The sequence below is a fragment of the Flavobacterium sp. genome (assembly GCF_034111225.1).
Lineage (GTDB): Bacteria > Bacteroidota > Bacteroidia > Flavobacteriales > Flavobacteriaceae > Flavobacterium.
Window position 1 is genome coordinate 120828 of sequence record NZ_JAWUXR010000011.1, and the last position, 17545, is coordinate 138372.

Genomic DNA, 17545 nt, shown 5'->3' on the forward strand with positions numbered 1-17545 from the left:
TTAAAATTGTTTTGCTGTTAAATAATCCAATTCAGCTAATTTTATATAAAAAGTACTTATACTTAACAATTGCATTTTTTGATACTTTAAAAGTTCTTGTTGCATGCGTAATACTTCTTCAAAATCTTTATTAGCATTACTGTAATAAGCAAATAATAGGTTCAAACTTTTAGAAAGTGTTATGACTTGACCTTCATATAATTTTAATAAATCTCTTTCCTTTTCTAATTCAAAAACAAGTTTGTAGTATGTACCATTTAATTTATTTTCATACGCTTCTTTTTGAAAAGAATAACTTTCTTGCATTAATTTTGCTTCATTAGTTGCTGCATTGTATTTTTTTCTAAAAATTGGCAAACTAACAGAAACCATTGGCATGATGATATCTTTACCCGAATCTGGAAAGTTATTCATTCCTTTCCCTACCAAAACATAATCTAAACCAAGACCTAATTTAGGTAATCCTTGTTTTCTGGCTACTTCAATAGACACTTCTGAAGCTTGTTTTTTTAATTCCAATTCTTGTAGTATTGGGTTAGTGGTTATAGAATCTTTGCGGTATTCAATTGGTAATGGCATAATTTGCAAATCTTTAGAAATAACAATTTTTTCATTATACGGCCTATTTAGAATACTATTGAACCACGAGGTTAATGAAGGCTCTTTTTTAGTTAAAATGCCTAAATTAGTTTGAGCCTCTTTTATCATAATATCTACACGTAAAACATCTACTAAACTTCCTTTTCCATTTTCAAATTTTGCATTGGCAATATTTTTATATGAATCTAAAATTTTGATGTTTTCTTGTTCAATATCTTTTAATTTTAATAGCTCATACAAAGGATAATAAGCAGTAGCAACATGAGAATACAATTGATTTTTAGCATTTAAAAAGGCTTGATATTTACTTTCAGCAATTAAAGTTGCAGCATTTTTTTGTGCTTTTAAAGTACCAAACCAAGGAAACATTTGTGATAGTGAAAAGCGAAAGTTTTGAGGTCCAAGTCTCGTTTCTACTGGAGAAATAAAATACCCCATGGAAAGATTAGGATCTGGCAAAGAACTAACTTGCGGTATTCTTTGCATGGCAGCTTCAAACTCTTTATACTTTGCTTTTAATTCCGGATTATTTTCCGCAGCAATAGTATAATAATCGTTTATAGATTGTCCTTCAACATTATAAGCAAAAAATAAAAGTGATATAATTATTAATTTACGCATTTCTTTTTTCTTTATTTTTAATTACTGTTTCTCTCCAATATGCTTGAAGAACAGGCACAATAAACATGGTCATAATCTGAATGGTCATTCCTCCAAATGTTGGAATTGCCATTGGAATCATAATATCTGAACCTTTTCCTGTTGAAGTTAAAACCGGAAGTAAAGCAATGATTGTTGTAGCAGTTGTCATAACTGCTGGTCTAACTCTCATTTTACCAGCTTCAACTACAGCATCACGAACTTCAGAAACTGTTTGTGGATCTTTTTCTTTAAAAACTTGATGAATATAGGAACCCATAATTACTCCATCATCTGTTGCAATTCCAAATAATGCAATAAAACCTACCCAAACTGCGACACTCAAATTTATGGAATGCATTTGAAATAAGTCCCGCATATTTACATCTGCAACAGCAAAATTCATAAACCAATCTTGTCCGTATAACCATAACATGATGAATCCACCTGCAAAAGCAACAAAAACTCCAGAAAAATGAATTGATGATGCAATAACTGTTTTGAATTGGAAATAGAGTAATAAAAAGATAACTACTAAACATATAGGAATTACAATAGAAAGCCTTTTCATAGCTCTAATTTGATTTTCATAACTCCCTGAAAATTTATAATTAACTCCTTGTGGAACTATTAACTCACCTGAATCAATTTTAGTTTGAATTGCTTTTTGTGCATCATTCACTACGTCGACTTCTGCATAACCATCATTTTTATCGAATAGTACAAACCCGACTAAAAAAGTATCTTCACTTTTAATAGCTTGAGGGCCTTTTTTGTATTCAAATTGCACCAATTGACCTAATGGAATTTGTGCCCCTGTTGGAGTAGCAACTAATATTTTGCCCAATGCTTCAGGGCTATCTCGTAATTCTCTAGGATAACGAACACGTATTGGATAACGTTCTCTACCTTCCACCGTTGAAGAAATTTTCATTCCTCCAATTGCTGTTTCAATTGTTTGTTGAATATCTTCTACGTTTAAGCCAAATCGAGAAATTTTTTCTCTGTCAATATTTAAATGTAAATAAGGTTTACCTACAATTCTATCTGCAAAAACAGCTTCTTTTTTAACGGAAGGCACTTCTTTTATAATACCTTCAAGTTCTAAACCGAATTCTTCAATTGTTTTTAAATCGGGACCAAAAACTTTTATTCCCATGGGTGCTCTCATTCCTGTTTGAAGCATTACTAGCCGTGTTTCTATAGGCTGTAATTTTGGAGCAGAAGTAACTCCTGGTATTTTTGACACTTTTACAATTTCGTTCCAAATATCATCAGGTGATTGAATTATATCCCGCCAATTTCTGTAGAAAGTACCATCTTCATCAGCAATTAAATTTTTAATAGAAATAGCTTGTTTTAAAGCATCATCATGCGTAAGACTATCACCAAATTTAGTGATAAAACGACCTTTATTATCTGTCTTGAATCGCATACGATGCCCTTTAGCATCCAAAATAAATTCCGGTTTATAATTGATAATATTTTCATACATAGAAATAGGAGCAGGATCTAAAGCGCTTTCTACACGACCTAATTTACCAACAGCCATATCGACTTCGGGAATATGATTTAGAAGCATATCGAGTTGCCCTACTACTTTTCTATTTTGTTCTACACCAGCATGCGGCATAGAAGTTGGCATTAATAAATAACTTCCTTCGTTAAGCGTTGGCATAAATTCGGAACCAATACCTGGAAAAGTATGAGATGGAACTGACCATGCTTTTGTTGCTCTAATATTCCAACCTAATCTATCAAACCCTTTTGCCACAATTCCAAAAGTACTGTCAAAACCAATCCAAACCAAAACTCCAAAAAATAATGTTATTATTGGTAATAACATGAATTTACCTTTGTTCTCTAAACACCAACGTAGTACTTTTTCATAAGATTTGACTATGGTTAAAAGTGCAGATAATATTATTCCTAAAAGTACAATTACAAAAAGATAATTACCTATCACACTTATTTGTGGACCTAAAGGCATCCATTCTTCAGTTAAGAAAAACGAAACAAGAAATACTACTACAACTAAATTAAAATGCTTTGTAAATGGTTGAAATTTTTCAGGAATTTTATGATTAAACAAGTCATATAGTCCCATTAAGACTAATCCTAAAGGAAGCCAAATTTTAAAATAAACACTTAATAATATACCACCAGAAATAAATACATACGACCAAAAACGCTTTACTCTTTTTTTATCGAAGTCAATTCCAAATAAATAGTTAGCTAAAGAAGGAAGTACTACTATACCTAATACAAATGCTCCTAACAATGCAAAAGTCTTTGTAAATGCTAAAGGTCTAAATAGCTTCCCTTCGGCTGATTCCATTGCAAAAACAGGGATAAAACTAACAACTGTTGTGGCTAAAGCAGTTGTAATTGCTGACGCAACTTCAGTAGTTGCTTCATAAATTACTTGCATTAATTGTTTCCCTTTTGCTCCTTCATTATGAGGCATTTCGAGATGTCGAATAATATTTTCAACAAAAACGACACCTACATCTACCATGACACCAATAGCAATAGCAATTCCGGATAGAGCAACAACATTAGCATCTACACCAGAATAACGCATGACAATAAAAGTCATTAATACACCAACTGGTAATAAACTGGAAATAATTAAAGATGCTCTTAAATTAAAAACTAAAAGTAAAACAACAATTATACTAATTAAAACTTCATGAGAAAGCGCTGTTTCTAATGTACCTATTGTTTCTTGAATTAATTCTGTACGGTCGTAAAAAGGAATAATAGTTAATTGACTAACTACTCCATTAGCTAATGTCTTTTTTGGTAAACCAGATGCAATTTCACTGATTTTAGACTTTACACCATTTATTACTTCTAACGGATTAGAACCATAACGTGCAATAACAACACCTCCTACCGCTTCTGCACCACCTTTATCTAAAATCCCTCTTCTTGTTGACGGCCCTAATGCAACTACACCAATATCTTTTATACGTATTGGAACATTATCTTTTACTGCAACAACAGCAAGTTCAATGTCTTCTACTTTTTTTACATAACCAAGTCCTCTAACTAAATATTCGGCTTGGTTGATTTCAATTGTTTTAGCTCCAACATCTTTATTTGATTTTTGAACGGCAGTCATAACTTGCATCAAACTAATATTGTAAGCCTTCAATGCATCAGGGTTAACGTCAATTTGATATTCTTTGACAAAACCTCCAATAGATGCTACTTCTGAAACTCCTTTAACAGCGTTTAAGCCATATTTAATATAGAAATCTTGTGCCGTTCTAATTTCTTGTAAATCCCATCCACCTGTTGGATTACCATCTTTATCTCTTCCTTCAACTGTATACCAATATACTTGTCCTAATGCCGTTGCATCTGGGCCTAGTGATGGTTTAACGTTTTCAGGTAATAAACTATTAGGTAATGAGTTTAATTTTTCAAGTATTCTGGATCTTGACCAGTAAAATTCAATATCATCATCGAAGATTATATAAATACTTGAAAAACCAAAAATGGAATTACTTCTAATAGATTTTACGCCTGGAATACCTAATAAATAAGTGGTTAATGGATAAGAAATTTGGTCTTCAATATCCTGTGGTGATCTACCGGGCCATTGTGTAAAAACAATTTGTTGGTTTTCACCAATATCCGGAATAGCATCAACCGCAACAGCATCTGAAGGAATGAATGGTATTTTCCAATTAAAAGGTGCTGTGGCAATACCCCATACAATTAGCACAGTAAGAATTAGCACAGTAACTAATCTATTCTCAAGGAAGTATTTTATGATTTTATTTAACATTCGTTTTTATTAAAATTATATGTTACTCAAAAGACCTAAAGATTAAAAAAAGTATAATACAAATTGAAATAAACACCATTAGGAGCAGAACGATTCATTGAACTCATTAATTCATGTCTGTAAGCTATATCTATACGAGCTTGACTATTAATAATAAATTGAATTGCTGGAACTGCATCTATATATGACTTCCCGTTTTCGTTAATAGTTTGCCCAACTAATTCTAACATTAAATTAATGTTCGTTTGTTTATAACTAGTATACGTTTTAGGATACATCAATTTCCCAAAGGATAAAGTATAATTAGTTGCGTTATTCCCTAGTGTATTTGGAAAAGGGTTTTTTGATTTATTATCAAACGCTTTTTCAAAACTTACAGTTGAACTTATAGCTACTTTATGAATAAGTTTTGTAGCTACCAAACCTACTTCATAACCTGAATTATGACCTTGAATTTCAATTTGTTCCTGATGAATGTCGGAATTATTAAAACTAAATCTTCCATAAGCAGCCATTCGAAAATGACTATTCAAATCATCTGAAGAAAAAAAACGATATTTCGCATAAAATCCTCCTCCTTCAACATTCAATCCATTATTTTCACTGACAAAAGAAGTAGCTCTAAACATTAAATTTTTGTTTAAACCATAACTAATTTCAGGCATAAGATGGTAGTTATATCCTGAAGCATACTTCTCTTTAAAAAGAGATTGCATTACATTTACTGCCAATGAATTTGCTGGAACATTACTCGCAGGGTCTGTAACAACAAATAACTCTTGACTTAAAATGTTTTGGAATGTTATAATAGTTAATAATAAAAATAATTTTTTCATTAATTTAAAGTTTTAATATGAAAATCGTCTTCATTATTTATTGCATAAGTTGTAATGTTTTTAAACGATTTCGATAATTTCTTAAACTCTTTATCCGTTACATAACCTTTGTCTAAAACTTGAAATTTAATTTCTTTTGATGCAGAATCATTTTCCTTAATCAAAATATAATTTGCATTATTAATAGTTTCTGAATTTGAAGTTACTATTAAAGAACCAATAAAAAAACCAGCTTTCTCAACGCCTTCTTTAAATACTTTTGGACTTAATGTATTGTTTTCTTTTAGAGTAACTGTAAAAGTGTTTGTATTTAAATCTGTTTCCACACTTTCAACTCCATCTATAGATTTTAATTGCTTATTTATAGCATTAGAACACATAGAACATGTTAATCCCATAGCTCTAATTTCTGCTTTGGAAATTTGAGCATTTGCGTTAAACATCCCTAAAGTTATTACTGTGATTATTAAAAATATTTTTTTCATTTTGTTTTATTTTAAAAAGTTAATTATTTCTTCTTCTGTTGGGTTAATTCCAATTAAAATTCCATTTTCATTAAATAAGTATTGAGTTGGCAACTCTTCAATTTTAAATAAAACAGCCGTTTTTGCATCAAATCCATTAGGATCATTTAATTGAGTAAATGTTATTTTATCTTTTTCTATGGCTTTAATCCATTTTGATTTGTCTTTATCTAATGATATACCAATAAACTCGATTTTAGTTTTATCTATCTCTTTATAAAATTTAACAATCTTTTTATTTGCTACTCTACATGGACCACACCAAGAGGCCCAAAAATCAATCAAGAGATACTTATTTTGAAAAGACATATTACTTATTTCTTCATTATTTGCATTAGGCAACATAAAGTTTGGGATTGAATCTCCAACTTTTAATTGAGCTTGTATACTAATTGAAATAAAGAGAAATAGTATGCTTATTATTTTCATTTTATATTTTTAAAGATTATTTTATTGTCTCAATTACTTTACCACAGCTCATCATCATTGAACCATAATACGGATTTTTAACCGCGGACTCTTTACTTAACCATGTTGCACCTTTACCACCATTTGCCATAGGACAACGTTGATAATAAATTGGTGTTTCAGTTTTTGAAACTTTTATAAGCTTGTAGATAGCAATAGATAAAGAGTCGAAAGAAGCTCTTTGTATTTTAGTGTCTTTTGTATTTGAAATAACTGTTGCATCATTTTTAAGTTCCTTCATCACTTTCATCCAAACCATATGAACATCCATTTCTAATGCGTTCATTTTTACAGATTCTATATTTACAACTAACTCTTTAGCAACTTTTGAAGCAACTGTACCGTCCGTATTCACTAAAGCATCTTTTAAAAGGAAATAATTATCAAAAACAGATTTCAGTTGCATATTATCCTTTTCAATAGCAACATTCATTTCTGAATGGTCTTGATGATTGCTATGATTTTCCATAATTTCTTCTTCCGCTTCAATAGTGCTGATAACTTCCGTTTTTGCAACTCTATCGTATTGGCAACATCCATGTAAATTACTATAAACATCATCAGGCGCAAGAAACTTATCGCTATCATAACCTGCTAATGCAATTCGTTTAAGAATTTCATCGGAAGTTGTTTTTTTTGCATCATACGTTATTGTTGCCATACTTGTTTCTTGGTTCCAATCTACTTTAGCTATTTTTTTAACACTACCTGATTTTTCAATTTTTGATTCGCACATACCGCAATTACCATAAACTTTAAATGTTTCTGTTTTTGCATTTCTAATTTGCGCGTTTACTGTTGAAGTTAGCAATACAACCATTGCTACCATTACTTTTATAATAGAATTTTTCATTTTGAAAGGTTTTATTTAACCAAAGATTCTTCTTTGATTAATGAATAATAATAATTTTTTGAAAATGCAGAATAATGTAAATAGAATTAAATAACACTCTAAGAATGCCTTAATTGAAAATAAATAAACTGCTGTTTTTAAAGCAAATGCTTTGAATTTGACATACCATTGGCTGTCGCGTTTTGTATTTAGCCTATTTTAGGAATAAGCCATATAGAAACAAAACCATCTGAAAGTAAGTTTTCAGAATGGTGAAATTTTGATTTTTTTGTAGAAAAATCAAAATTATTATTAGTGAATTCTATTTCATTATATACAAACAAACTAAAACCAACGGAAGAAACAGTTGTACAGTTTGAATGACCACATTTTCCCTTACAAGAATTATCTTCATCTTTTGTAGATGTAGAGTCACAACAAGATTTGGACTCCTTTTTAATAGATGTTTTTTCTGAACAACAAGTCTTTTCAGTTTTCACAGATTTAGTTCCACATGCATACCCTACACTTGGTACTGCAAACAGACCTAGTGTAAAAAGTAAGGCTAATATGTGTAATTTTTTACTCATCTATGTAACAAATGTAAAAAAAATATTTAACAAGCTTGTTAATATATTTATAATTAATCCAAGCTTAAAGTAATTTGACCATCGTCTTCTAAATCTGTTTTAATGTCTTCAGAAACAGATTCTTCGTCTGTTACTTCCATTTTTTCAGGTTCAGGTTCTTTTGGTTCTTCAAATGGTAAAGATTCTAATAAATTTATTTGTTTTACTTTATCACTTGTTAATTGGTTACCCAATGCTTTTATTCCTTTTACAGCAATAAAATCCTCTAAATTTATTTGAATAGCTTCCTTTTGATCTCCTTTTACTTTAGCAAAAACTACCTCAGCCATTGGCAACCAATCTGTAGAAACAATTTCTAATTGCGATTTATCGTGTTCAGTAATAAAAATTTCTTCTTTATTTTCATTTTCAATTAAGAAACGCTTCACGTAATAACGTTCTTTTTCTCCATCAAAATATATTGCAGAAATAGGTTTGCTTGGTTTCCATTTTTCAAGAACAATCATATCTCCATCGAAATGTGTTGTAAGTTCAGGAATAATGGTTTTTAACTTTCCTGATTGATTAATAATCAACAATCTATCGTTTGGCTTAAACTCTCCTAAAAGTTCTCCTCTTGCATCCGTATTTAATCTTTGAACGGTATCGTCAAACCAAATTTTTCGAGGACGAAGTGTTGAAATACCTTTCTCTTTTAATTCAATTTTCTTAATTGGATATTTAGAAACCGTATTTCCTTTAGAACCTCTTCCTTTTATTAAAACTTCGGTAAAATCTAAATCCCATTTCAGTTTCTTTACACTTCCTACTTGACGTAATAAAATTGTAATAACCTCTGCCTCTCCATTTGGATTAGATGAGAAATATAAAATTTGAGAACCTGGTTTTTCTTGTGTAATATGGTACTCTTTATCTCTTGTAACTCCAGAAACATGGAAACGCTTTATAAATGAAGCGCCCGTTTTTCCATCACGATAAATTACATTGTAAATGGTACGTTTGTCGCTTTTATCAAAAATAGCGATGTGAATTATGTCTTTACCAATAAACTTTTTATCGTCTACTCTGGTAATTACCATTCTACCATCTCTAAGAAAAACAATAACATCGTCAATATCTGAACAGTCCGTAAGGTATTCATCTTTTTTAAGTCCAGTTCCTAAGAAACCTTCTTCTCTATTTACATATAGTTTTGTGTTACGTAAAGCTACTTTCGTTGCTTCAATAGTATCAAAACTTCTTAATTCGGTTTGGCGCTCTTTTCCTTTTCCGTACTTTTCTTTTAAAGTCGTAAAAAAAGCAATTGCAAAATCTATAATATGATCTAAATCGAATTTTACTTTTTCTATATCTCCTTCCAGAGATTCAATTTTATCTTGTGCTTTATTACTATCAAATTTAGAAATTCGCATGATTCGAATATCTAACAATCGTAAAATATCCGCTTCGGTAACTTCTCTTTTTAGATTTTTTACAAATGGTTTTAATCCAGTGCCTACTGCTTCAATAACTCCGTCTCTTGTAGTTTCTTCTTCAATTAAACGATATATCTTGTTTTCAATAAATATACGCTCTAAAGACAAGAAATGCCATTGTTCCTCTAATTCGCTTAACTGAATTTCTAATTCGCTTTTTAATAAACCAACGGTTCTGTTTGTTGAAATTTTCAACATATCAGAAACGCCAATAAACAAAGGTTTGTTGTTTTCAATAACACAACCTAATGGCGCAACCGAAGTTTCACAAGCTGTAAAAGCATATAAAGCATCAATTGTTTTATCTGGAGAAACTCCTGAAGGTAAATGAATTAAAATTTCTACCTCAGCAGCTGTATTATCTTCAATTTTCTTGACTTTGATTTTCCCTTTATCATTCGCTTTCAAAATACTATCAATCAATGTTGATGTATTTGTTGAAAACGGAATTTGAGTAATTACTAAAGTTGCTTTATCTAATTGTGCAATTTTCGCACGAACACGAACACGTCCGCCTCGTAAACCATCATTATAGTTAGAAACATCTGCAATACCAGCAGTAGGAAAATCGGGATATAAAGTAAAAGGCTTCCCTTTTAATATTTTTATTGACGAATCGATTAATTCTACAAAATTATGCGGTAATATTTTAGTAGACAAACCTACAGCAATACCTTCAGCTCCTTGCGCTAAAAGCAATGGAAACTTAACTGGTAAATTTACCGGTTCGGCACGACGACCATCATAAGAAGTTCCCCAATTTGTAATTTTAGGAGAATATAATACATCGTGACCAAATTTAGAAATACGCGCTTCAATGTAACGAGAAGCTGCGGCAGAATCTCCGGTAAGGATATTACCCCAGTTTCCTTGCATGTCGATAATTAGTTCTTTCTGACCTATTTGTACCATTGCATCTCCAATACTCGCATCTCCATGTGGATGATACTGCATGGTATGTCCAACAATGTTCGCCACTTTATTATAACGACCATCATCCAACTCTTTCATAGAATGCATGATACGGCGTTGCACTGGCTTAAATCCGTCTTCAATAGCCGGAACGGCACGTTCTAATATTACATACGAAGCATAATCTAAAAACCAATCCTTATACATACCGGTTACTTTAGTAATGGTATCTTCAGGGTTTTCGTTATTCTCATAAAAATGATGTCCGGATGTTTTTATATCCTCAAAACCTTCATTAGTATTCGAATCGTTTAACTCTTGGTTATTTTCGTCTTCGTTTGAGTTTATGTTTTCTTCGTCTTCGTTCATTTATGCTTTTATTACTCTTTTTCAATTACATCTAACTCCACCTTCAAATTATTGATGATGAATTCTTGTCTGTCTGGTGTATTTTTACCCATATAAAACTCTAATAAGGTTTCTATTGAAGTTGCCTTATCTAACATAACAGGATCTAAACGTATATCTTCTCCAATAAAAAACTTAAACTCATCTGGTGAAATTTCCCCAAGCCCTTTGAATCGGGTGATTTCTGGTTTTGGTTTTAACTTTTCAATGGCATCTTTTCGTTCTTCATCGCTATAACAATAAATGGTTTCCTTTTTATTTCGAACTCTAAATAAAGGCGTTTGTAAAATATACAAATGTCCGTCTTTAATTAACTCTGGAAAGAATTGTAAAAAGAAAGTAATTAAAAGCAAACGAATGTGCATTCCATCGACATCAGCATCAGTTGCAATTACAATATTATTGTAACGCAAATCTTCCATGTCTTCTTCAATATTCAAAGCTGCTTGCAATAAGTTGAATTCTTCGTTTTCGTACACGATCTTTTTAGACATCCCGTACGAATTTAAAGGCTTACCACGCAAACTAAAAACCGCTTGCGTATTTACATCTCGCGATTTAGTAATAGAACCCGAAGCCGAATCTCCCTCGGTTATAAAAAGCGTACTTTCTAAACTTCTTGGATTTTTAGCATCTCCTAAATGCACACGGCAATCGCGTAGTTTTTTATTGTGTAAATTAGACTTCTTAGCTCTATCTTTTGCAAGCTTACGAATTCCTGAAAGCTCTTTACGTTCGCGTTCTGCTTGTAATATCTTACGCAATAACGCATCGGCAACTTCTGGATTTTTATGCAAGAAGTTATCTAACTTTACTTTAATGAAATCATTTACGAATGTTCGAACCGTAGGGCCATTTGGACCAATATCCATAGAACCTAATTTGGTTTTCGTCTGACTTTCGAAAACAGGCTCTTCTACTTTAACCGAAACTGCAGAAACAATCGATTTACGAACATCTGAAGCTTCGAAATTCTTATTGTAAAATTCTTTTATAGCACGAACAATTGCTTCACGAAAAGCAGTTAAGTGCGTTCCTCCTTGCGTTGTATTTTGTCCGTTTACAAATGAATGGTATTCTTCTGAATATTGCGTTTTACTATGCGTAATGGCTACTTCAATATCTTCACCTTCAATGTGAATAATTGGATACACCATATCTTCTTCCGAGATATTTTCGTCTAATAAATCTTTTAATCCGTTTTCAGAAATGTATTTTTCACCGTTATAAATAATGGTCAACCCACGATTTAAGTAACAGTAATTTTTAAGCATTTTAATGATGTACTCATTACGATACTTATAATTTTTAAAGATTAATTCATCGGCAATAAAAGAAACCTTTGTTCCTTTTCGCTTTGTAGATTCTATAACATCTTCATCAAGCGTTAAATTACCTGCAGAGAATTCGGCTGCTTTTTGTTGGTTATCACGAACAGATTCTACACGAAAATAATTAGAAAGTGCGTTTACCGCTTTTGTACCTACTCCATTTAAACCAACCGATTTTTTGAAGGCTTTAGAGTCGTACTTTCCACCGGTATTCATTTTAGAAACAACGTCTATTACTTTTCCTAACGGAATTCCACGCCCGTAATCGCGAACCGTAACCATTTTTTCTTTAATAGTAACTTCAATAGTTTTTCCTGCACCCATGACAAATTCATCGATACAGTTGTCCATAACTTCTTTTAGAAGAATGTAAATTCCATCATCTGGTGACGACCCATCACCCAACTTTCCAATATACATTCCGGGACGCATACGGATGTGCTCTTTCCAATCGAGCGATCGTATATTGTCTTCGTCGTATTTAATTTCGTCAGCCATTTGTAATTTTTGGATTTTGTGCAATATACCATATATCTATAAAAAATAAAAGCAGGCCAAGTAGAAGTTATTGACAAAAATAAGTTAGAAAACAGAAGTTGAATAAATGATGAGATTTTATATATTTTTTATTTATATTTGACTGTAAATACTTACAAATGATTATAGCGATTTGTTAGTTGAATATATACACTAGTTAGCCGTCAGTTTAACGGAACTTAGAAAAACCTATTAAAAAAAAAGACATGAAGTTTTGTAAAATGAAATTAATTTTAATTCTTACAAGTATTTTGTTTATAACGAATTGCGGTATGAAAAAAAATATCCCTTCTAATGAAAGTTTTGAATTTATAAATGGCGCTGAAAAAATTACTTTTGAAATATTAACTGGAAATAAATATCTAGAAATAAACAAAACAACAAATACAAAATTTACTTTTGAAAATATTGACCCACAAATATGCGCATTTGTTGGACCAACAGTAACGTTTTCTAATCCAAAATCATCAAATCAAAATGAAATTTTAATAGATATATCACCAACTGAAGATCATTTAAAAAATGGTGAAATTCAAATATCTGTTAGTTATAAAAGCAAAGGCGAATTACAATGGTTTAAAATAGTAATTCCGTTAAAAAAATAAAAGCTTAAAATCAAAACTAAATAAAGTGAAAACAGAAAAATAAATACTACTAAATTATAAAAACCGAACTGCTAACAGCAGTTAAAAGAAATGACTTAGGCAAGAGCATACTTTCTAATTTTATTTTTTGCCAAAATTACTCATAATGCCAAAAAATCCCTTTATCTAGAACCGTCCAAAGTGCTGCTTTTTGGTTGGCAGCTTTTAAAGCTCCATTTGCCCAAGAATTACAGGTATAAAATAAGTTATAACTGCCTTTTGCCTCGTAAAAAACATCACTTACACCATAAGAATGGTTGCCAATTCGTTGTATTTTACTTTGTTTGTCTAATAAAAAACTTGCGCTTATATATTGCATTAGTTTTTTATAGTTTTCTGCTGAAATTTTCATCTTCTTACAACTTTCATCTTCTCGCAAGCTTTTATAAAAGGTAACATGCATTGCTGAAGAACTTAAACCTGTTGTTGCTTTAAGAGCTGTTGAAACTTTTAAATCTGCCCAAGTAGGTGTGTCTAAATAAAAACCTCTATCTCCCCAACCAAAAGCTAAATGACTCATTGTGGAATCTTTCTTTTTTGTATGTAAATATGAAATCTCCCTAGACCAATCTTTTATGTCGTTTTTTATTGGTACTACAATATCTGTATGCACTCCATTTGTGAGAATATAAATTTCAATTTCTTTAGAATCGTTGTTATCAGCTGAATTAATTGGAATTATAGAGAATATAAAAACCAAAAGCACATAGATTAATAGAAATGCCACAAAACCAATTAAGGTTTTTAAAAGAAGTTTAAATGCTTTTTTAAAGTGTTTCATTAATCAATTTTTTTATATCTACTGTCATATCCAAAATTCTTTAACTTAAACACTTTCTTAAATTCACTTCTTGAAGGTGAAATCACATATGTGGTTGAGTCAATCATTTTAGACTTTACTTTCATAATAGAATCCATTTTCTTTAAATCAGAATCAGAATACAATTGTTTTACAGTTAGTTTGTCTTTATCGAAGCTTAATAATTTTATATTCCAATAAGCAGAATCTTTTTCACTTATTACTAAATTTCCATTTATTCGCTTGACTTTTTGAAAAGATGAAAAGCTAAAAATGGTATCAATTCTTTTTTCATAAATTTCAATAGAATCTTTTAATCGACGAAATGAAAATTTCAAGCTTCTATCTTTTGATATCATTTCATTATCGGAGAAATCAAATTCTAATTTCAGAGAATCTAAATCAGTTAACGGAATTTTACTCTTCCATATAAAATTTTCTAAAATAACCTCTTTCTGAAAATCTAAGAAAGTAGAATCAGAATTCATATAAATGCCTAAAAACTTACTAGGAAATGATTTTAATTCGGAATCGTTTATAGGCTGTGGATTATCGAAATAAAATGTGTTTCCTACAGGAACAGAAGCTATTTCCCTACAAGAAGCAATAACGGTACAAACAAAGAGTAGTGAAAATATTTTTTTCATAGTAGCTTTTGTTATTTATCATCAAATATTGAACCAAAAAAACCTGTAAATTTCTTTACAGGTTTTTTATTTATGTTTTTTAGAAAATAATATAAATTAGTTGCAAATCTCTAATTTATAACCAACTCCATGAATATTTATAATTTTAACAGACTCGTCCGATTTAAATTTCAATCTAAGTTTTGAAATATAAGTATCAAGGCTTCTTCCTACAAATACACCGTTATCTTCCCAAACTTTTTTAGACAATTCCTCTCTTTTAATAATTTGATTAGGCTTAGAAATAAAAACAGCTAACAATTCACATTCTTTTTTGGATAGACTAATTTCAAGAGCTTCTTTTATCAATTTATTTTGTTCAGGATAAAACTTATACTTTCCAATGGATGTATAATTTTCGGAATATTCTTCAGGAAAAAATTTAGCTTTTAGTTTGAAATAAAAAAGCATTATACCTACAAAAATTCCAATTAATAAGATATAGAGCAACCAAGAATAAGAATAACTTTTATCAGCCTCTATACTCTTTGTAAATCTTATGTTTATGAGATAACAGCCTCTTTTTAATTGCCTTCCACCACAAGGAAGTATGCTTTTTTCTCTATTTTGTTGCATTTGGTAACTATAAGCTACTTCGTTGTCTTCACATTGCACTACTTCAACCAAATAATGTTGTGGTAAGTTTGCTTTTTGAAAGTTGTATTTAACAAGGTAAACCAAACTATCGGGATGTATAACTAAACTCTTTTCAAACGATAATTGAAATTTCAATTCGTCTAATTTTTTAACAGGTTTTACTATCGATATAGAATCTTGGTTGAGAAATAGCAATTGATGTCCTACATTGCGTAATACAACTTTTACAAGTCCAGAAGCGTCGTTATGTGACTCATTTGAACATGAAAACATTAGTAGGAACAACCCGAAAAAGGTCAAGAATTTAAGTAGATTTTTGATACAGTAATTCATAATCATTTGTAAATATTATACAATTTCATGACATTTTATAACTATTGACACTTTTTTTACATTTTTTTGACACTTTAAGATTGAACTAATAGTAGCTTTACTCTGTATTCAAATAATAACCAAAATTGTTGCCATTTTTAACTCAATAGTAATTCCTAAAAACAATAAAAATGAAAAACACAATTCTTTTCTTTAGCTTATTTATCTTACTAAGTTGCAAAATAGATCATTCAAAAACTAAACTTAATTCCGAAACCGTTTTGGCAGAAATTCCAAAATCAGAAGTTAGTATGCAACCTGTTTACGGTCCGAATCTTCCATCTGAACCTTATGAACTAATACTAGACGTACATAAATTAAGTAATGGAATTTATGATTTAGAGATACAAATGTTACTATACAATAATGCTTATTATGCTTCTCCAAATGCCAAAGGAGATTTATCTGGAAAATTTGCTTTTTTTGTAAACAATAATGATTTCTTTATACTAAAAAACAATTTTATTGAAACACCGCTCACTAATAAAAACTATGATTCCAGTACAAATGACAAAGGTTTGACAAGCTGGGTAGGCGTAAATACATCCTATAAACAAAAACTTGAAATTACCACTACAGAAGATTTTGAAATTAATGGGTTTATTCAGTTTACTATTGAGCCTCGTTGCACTTTTGAAAAAATACCTGTTATCATTAAATGTAAAAATGGCGTAGTAAAATTTGAGATTAATAATTGTTAAAAATAAATCACGTGACCAATTTTTACAGTTAAAAAAAATATTGAACCAAAAAAAACCGCAATAAAATTGCGGCTTAAAAAATTAGTTTTTTGATTTTTTCCAATTTATATATTCTACACAAACGGTTATTATATCTGTGTATTTATATTCTTTATCTTCAATTTTTTTAGAAAGTTCAGGATAATCTTCAAAATATTTTGAAGCAAATGTTTTAAATAAAACATTTGGATTAAGCTGACCATTAACATAGCCAGAAATTAAATAAGCAGCTTCTTCTCCTTCTCTAAATGCATAATAATTATTATAATTTGTTGAAGTTATTAATCCATTAGCAGACATATTTGTATAGCTTACTCCATTATCAAAATAGATTGTTAAAAGTTCTTTCATTACAACTAACATCAATTTTGGTTTTTTACTAATTTTATAATTTAATCTTAGTTTACTAGCATAATAAGTGACATTTTGAAATGTTAAATTGAAACCACTTTCATGTTTAATAACAACTTGTTTTACCAGTAAATTATCGATTTTAACTTTCTCTCCAGATGCTAAAATAATTTCTATTTTTTTATTTAAATCATAAGGATGTTTTATTTTCCCCGATTTTACTTGTCCATCATTTAATGTTACGGTAATTTCACTAAATTTAGTTTTTACAACATTTTTATTTTCAGCAAAAGCATTCCCAAATAATAAAAAGAAAGTAAATAATAATAAATAATTTTTCATTTTGAAAATAGGATTATAAGTAGAAACAAATATAATTGAATTTATGAATGTTTTCTGTTTTCA

15 protein-coding genes are annotated in these 17545 nt (G+C 30.2%); 2 read left to right on the top strand and 13 right to left on the bottom strand.

The genetic code is table 11. From position 1 onward, the window contains the following. The 9 genes from UXY25_RS05800 to UXY25_RS05840 all read right to left on the bottom strand — a co-directional run bounded on the left by UXY25_RS05800 (position 1) and on the right by UXY25_RS05840 (position 12912). Positions 1-1221 carry a TolC family protein gene (locus tag UXY25_RS05800; RefSeq protein ID WP_320815063.1) on the bottom strand — a complete coding sequence of 407 codons (1221 nt, stop codon included), beginning with the start codon at positions 1219-1221 and terminating at the stop codon, positions 1-3. Then, positions 1214-5038, bottom strand: a complete 3825-nt coding sequence (locus UXY25_RS05805; RefSeq protein WP_320815064.1) for an efflux RND transporter permease subunit — start codon at positions 5036-5038, stop codon at positions 1214-1216. Before UXY25_RS05805 ends, UXY25_RS05800 begins: the two co-directional genes overlap by 8 nt. A gap of 35 nt (positions 5039-5073) precedes the next feature. Then, positions 5074-5874, bottom strand: coding sequence for a hypothetical protein (locus UXY25_RS05810; RefSeq protein WP_320815065.1), 801 nt, complete (start codon positions 5872-5874; stop codon positions 5074-5076). Beyond that, on the bottom strand, positions 5874-6359 hold the full coding sequence (locus tag UXY25_RS05815; protein ID WP_320815066.1) for a heavy metal-associated domain-containing protein: 486 nt from the start codon (positions 6357-6359) through the stop codon (positions 5874-5876). The genes UXY25_RS05810 and UXY25_RS05815 overlap by 1 nt, the downstream gene beginning before the upstream one ends. Before the next feature lie 6 nt (positions 6360-6365). Beyond that, entirely contained in the window at positions 6366-6827 is a 462-nt protein-coding gene (locus UXY25_RS05820) for a TlpA disulfide reductase family protein (protein WP_320815067.1), read from the bottom strand. A 16-nt stretch (positions 6828-6843) separates the two neighbouring features. Then, on the bottom strand, positions 6844-7719 hold the full coding sequence (locus UXY25_RS05825; RefSeq protein ID WP_320815068.1) for a DUF3347 domain-containing protein: 876 nt from the start codon (positions 7717-7719) through the stop codon (positions 6844-6846). A gap of 188 nt (positions 7720-7907) precedes the next feature. Next, positions 7908-8288: a hypothetical protein gene (locus UXY25_RS05830; protein ID WP_320815069.1), complete on the bottom strand. Its 381-nt coding sequence runs from the start codon at positions 8286-8288 to the stop codon at positions 7908-7910. A gap of 53 nt (positions 8289-8341) precedes the next feature. Further along, a complete protein-coding gene (locus tag UXY25_RS05835) occupies positions 8342-11044 on the bottom strand; it encodes a DNA gyrase/topoisomerase IV subunit A (RefSeq protein ID WP_320815070.1) in 2703 nt (900 codons plus the stop codon). Positions 11045-11055: 11 nt separating this feature from the next. Further along, complete coding sequence (locus UXY25_RS05840) at positions 11056-12912, bottom strand: DNA topoisomerase IV subunit B (RefSeq protein ID WP_320815071.1); 1857 nt, start codon at positions 12910-12912, stop codon at positions 11056-11058. A 311-nt stretch (positions 12913-13223) separates the two neighbouring features. Here UXY25_RS05840 and UXY25_RS05845 point away from each other — a divergent pair, with 311 nt between their 5' ends. Further along, positions 13224-13556, top strand: a complete 333-nt coding sequence (locus tag UXY25_RS05845) for a hypothetical protein (protein ID WP_320815072.1) — start codon at positions 13224-13226, stop codon at positions 13554-13556. 136 nt (positions 13557-13692) lie between these two features. On the opposite strand, the gene UXY25_RS05850 is transcribed toward UXY25_RS05845, so the two are convergent. The 3 genes from UXY25_RS05850 to UXY25_RS05860 form a co-directional block, all read right to left on the bottom strand. Beyond that, positions 13693-14376, bottom strand: a complete 684-nt coding sequence (locus UXY25_RS05850) for a TIGR02117 family protein (RefSeq protein ID WP_320815073.1) — start codon at positions 14374-14376, stop codon at positions 13693-13695. Beyond that, positions 14376-15041 carry a hypothetical protein gene (locus UXY25_RS05855; RefSeq protein ID WP_320815074.1) on the bottom strand — a complete coding sequence of 222 codons (666 nt, stop codon included), beginning with the start codon at positions 15039-15041 and terminating at the stop codon, positions 14376-14378. The genes UXY25_RS05850 and UXY25_RS05855 overlap by 1 nt, the downstream gene beginning before the upstream one ends. Before the next feature lie 96 nt (positions 15042-15137). Further along, a complete protein-coding gene (locus UXY25_RS05860; protein WP_320815075.1) occupies positions 15138-15950 on the bottom strand; it encodes a winged helix-turn-helix domain-containing protein in 813 nt (270 codons plus the stop codon). Between the two features lie 230 nt (positions 15951-16180). Here UXY25_RS05860 and UXY25_RS05865 point away from each other — a divergent pair, with 230 nt between their 5' ends. Next, positions 16181-16750: a hypothetical protein gene (locus UXY25_RS05865; protein ID WP_320815076.1), complete on the top strand. Its 570-nt coding sequence runs from the start codon at positions 16181-16183 to the stop codon at positions 16748-16750. An 81-nt stretch (positions 16751-16831) separates the two neighbouring features. On the opposite strand, the gene UXY25_RS05870 is transcribed toward UXY25_RS05865, so the two are convergent. Further along, on the bottom strand, positions 16832-17482 hold the full coding sequence (locus UXY25_RS05870) for a hypothetical protein (RefSeq protein WP_320815077.1): 651 nt from the start codon (positions 17480-17482) through the stop codon (positions 16832-16834). Positions 17483-17545 lie beyond the last annotated feature (63 nt).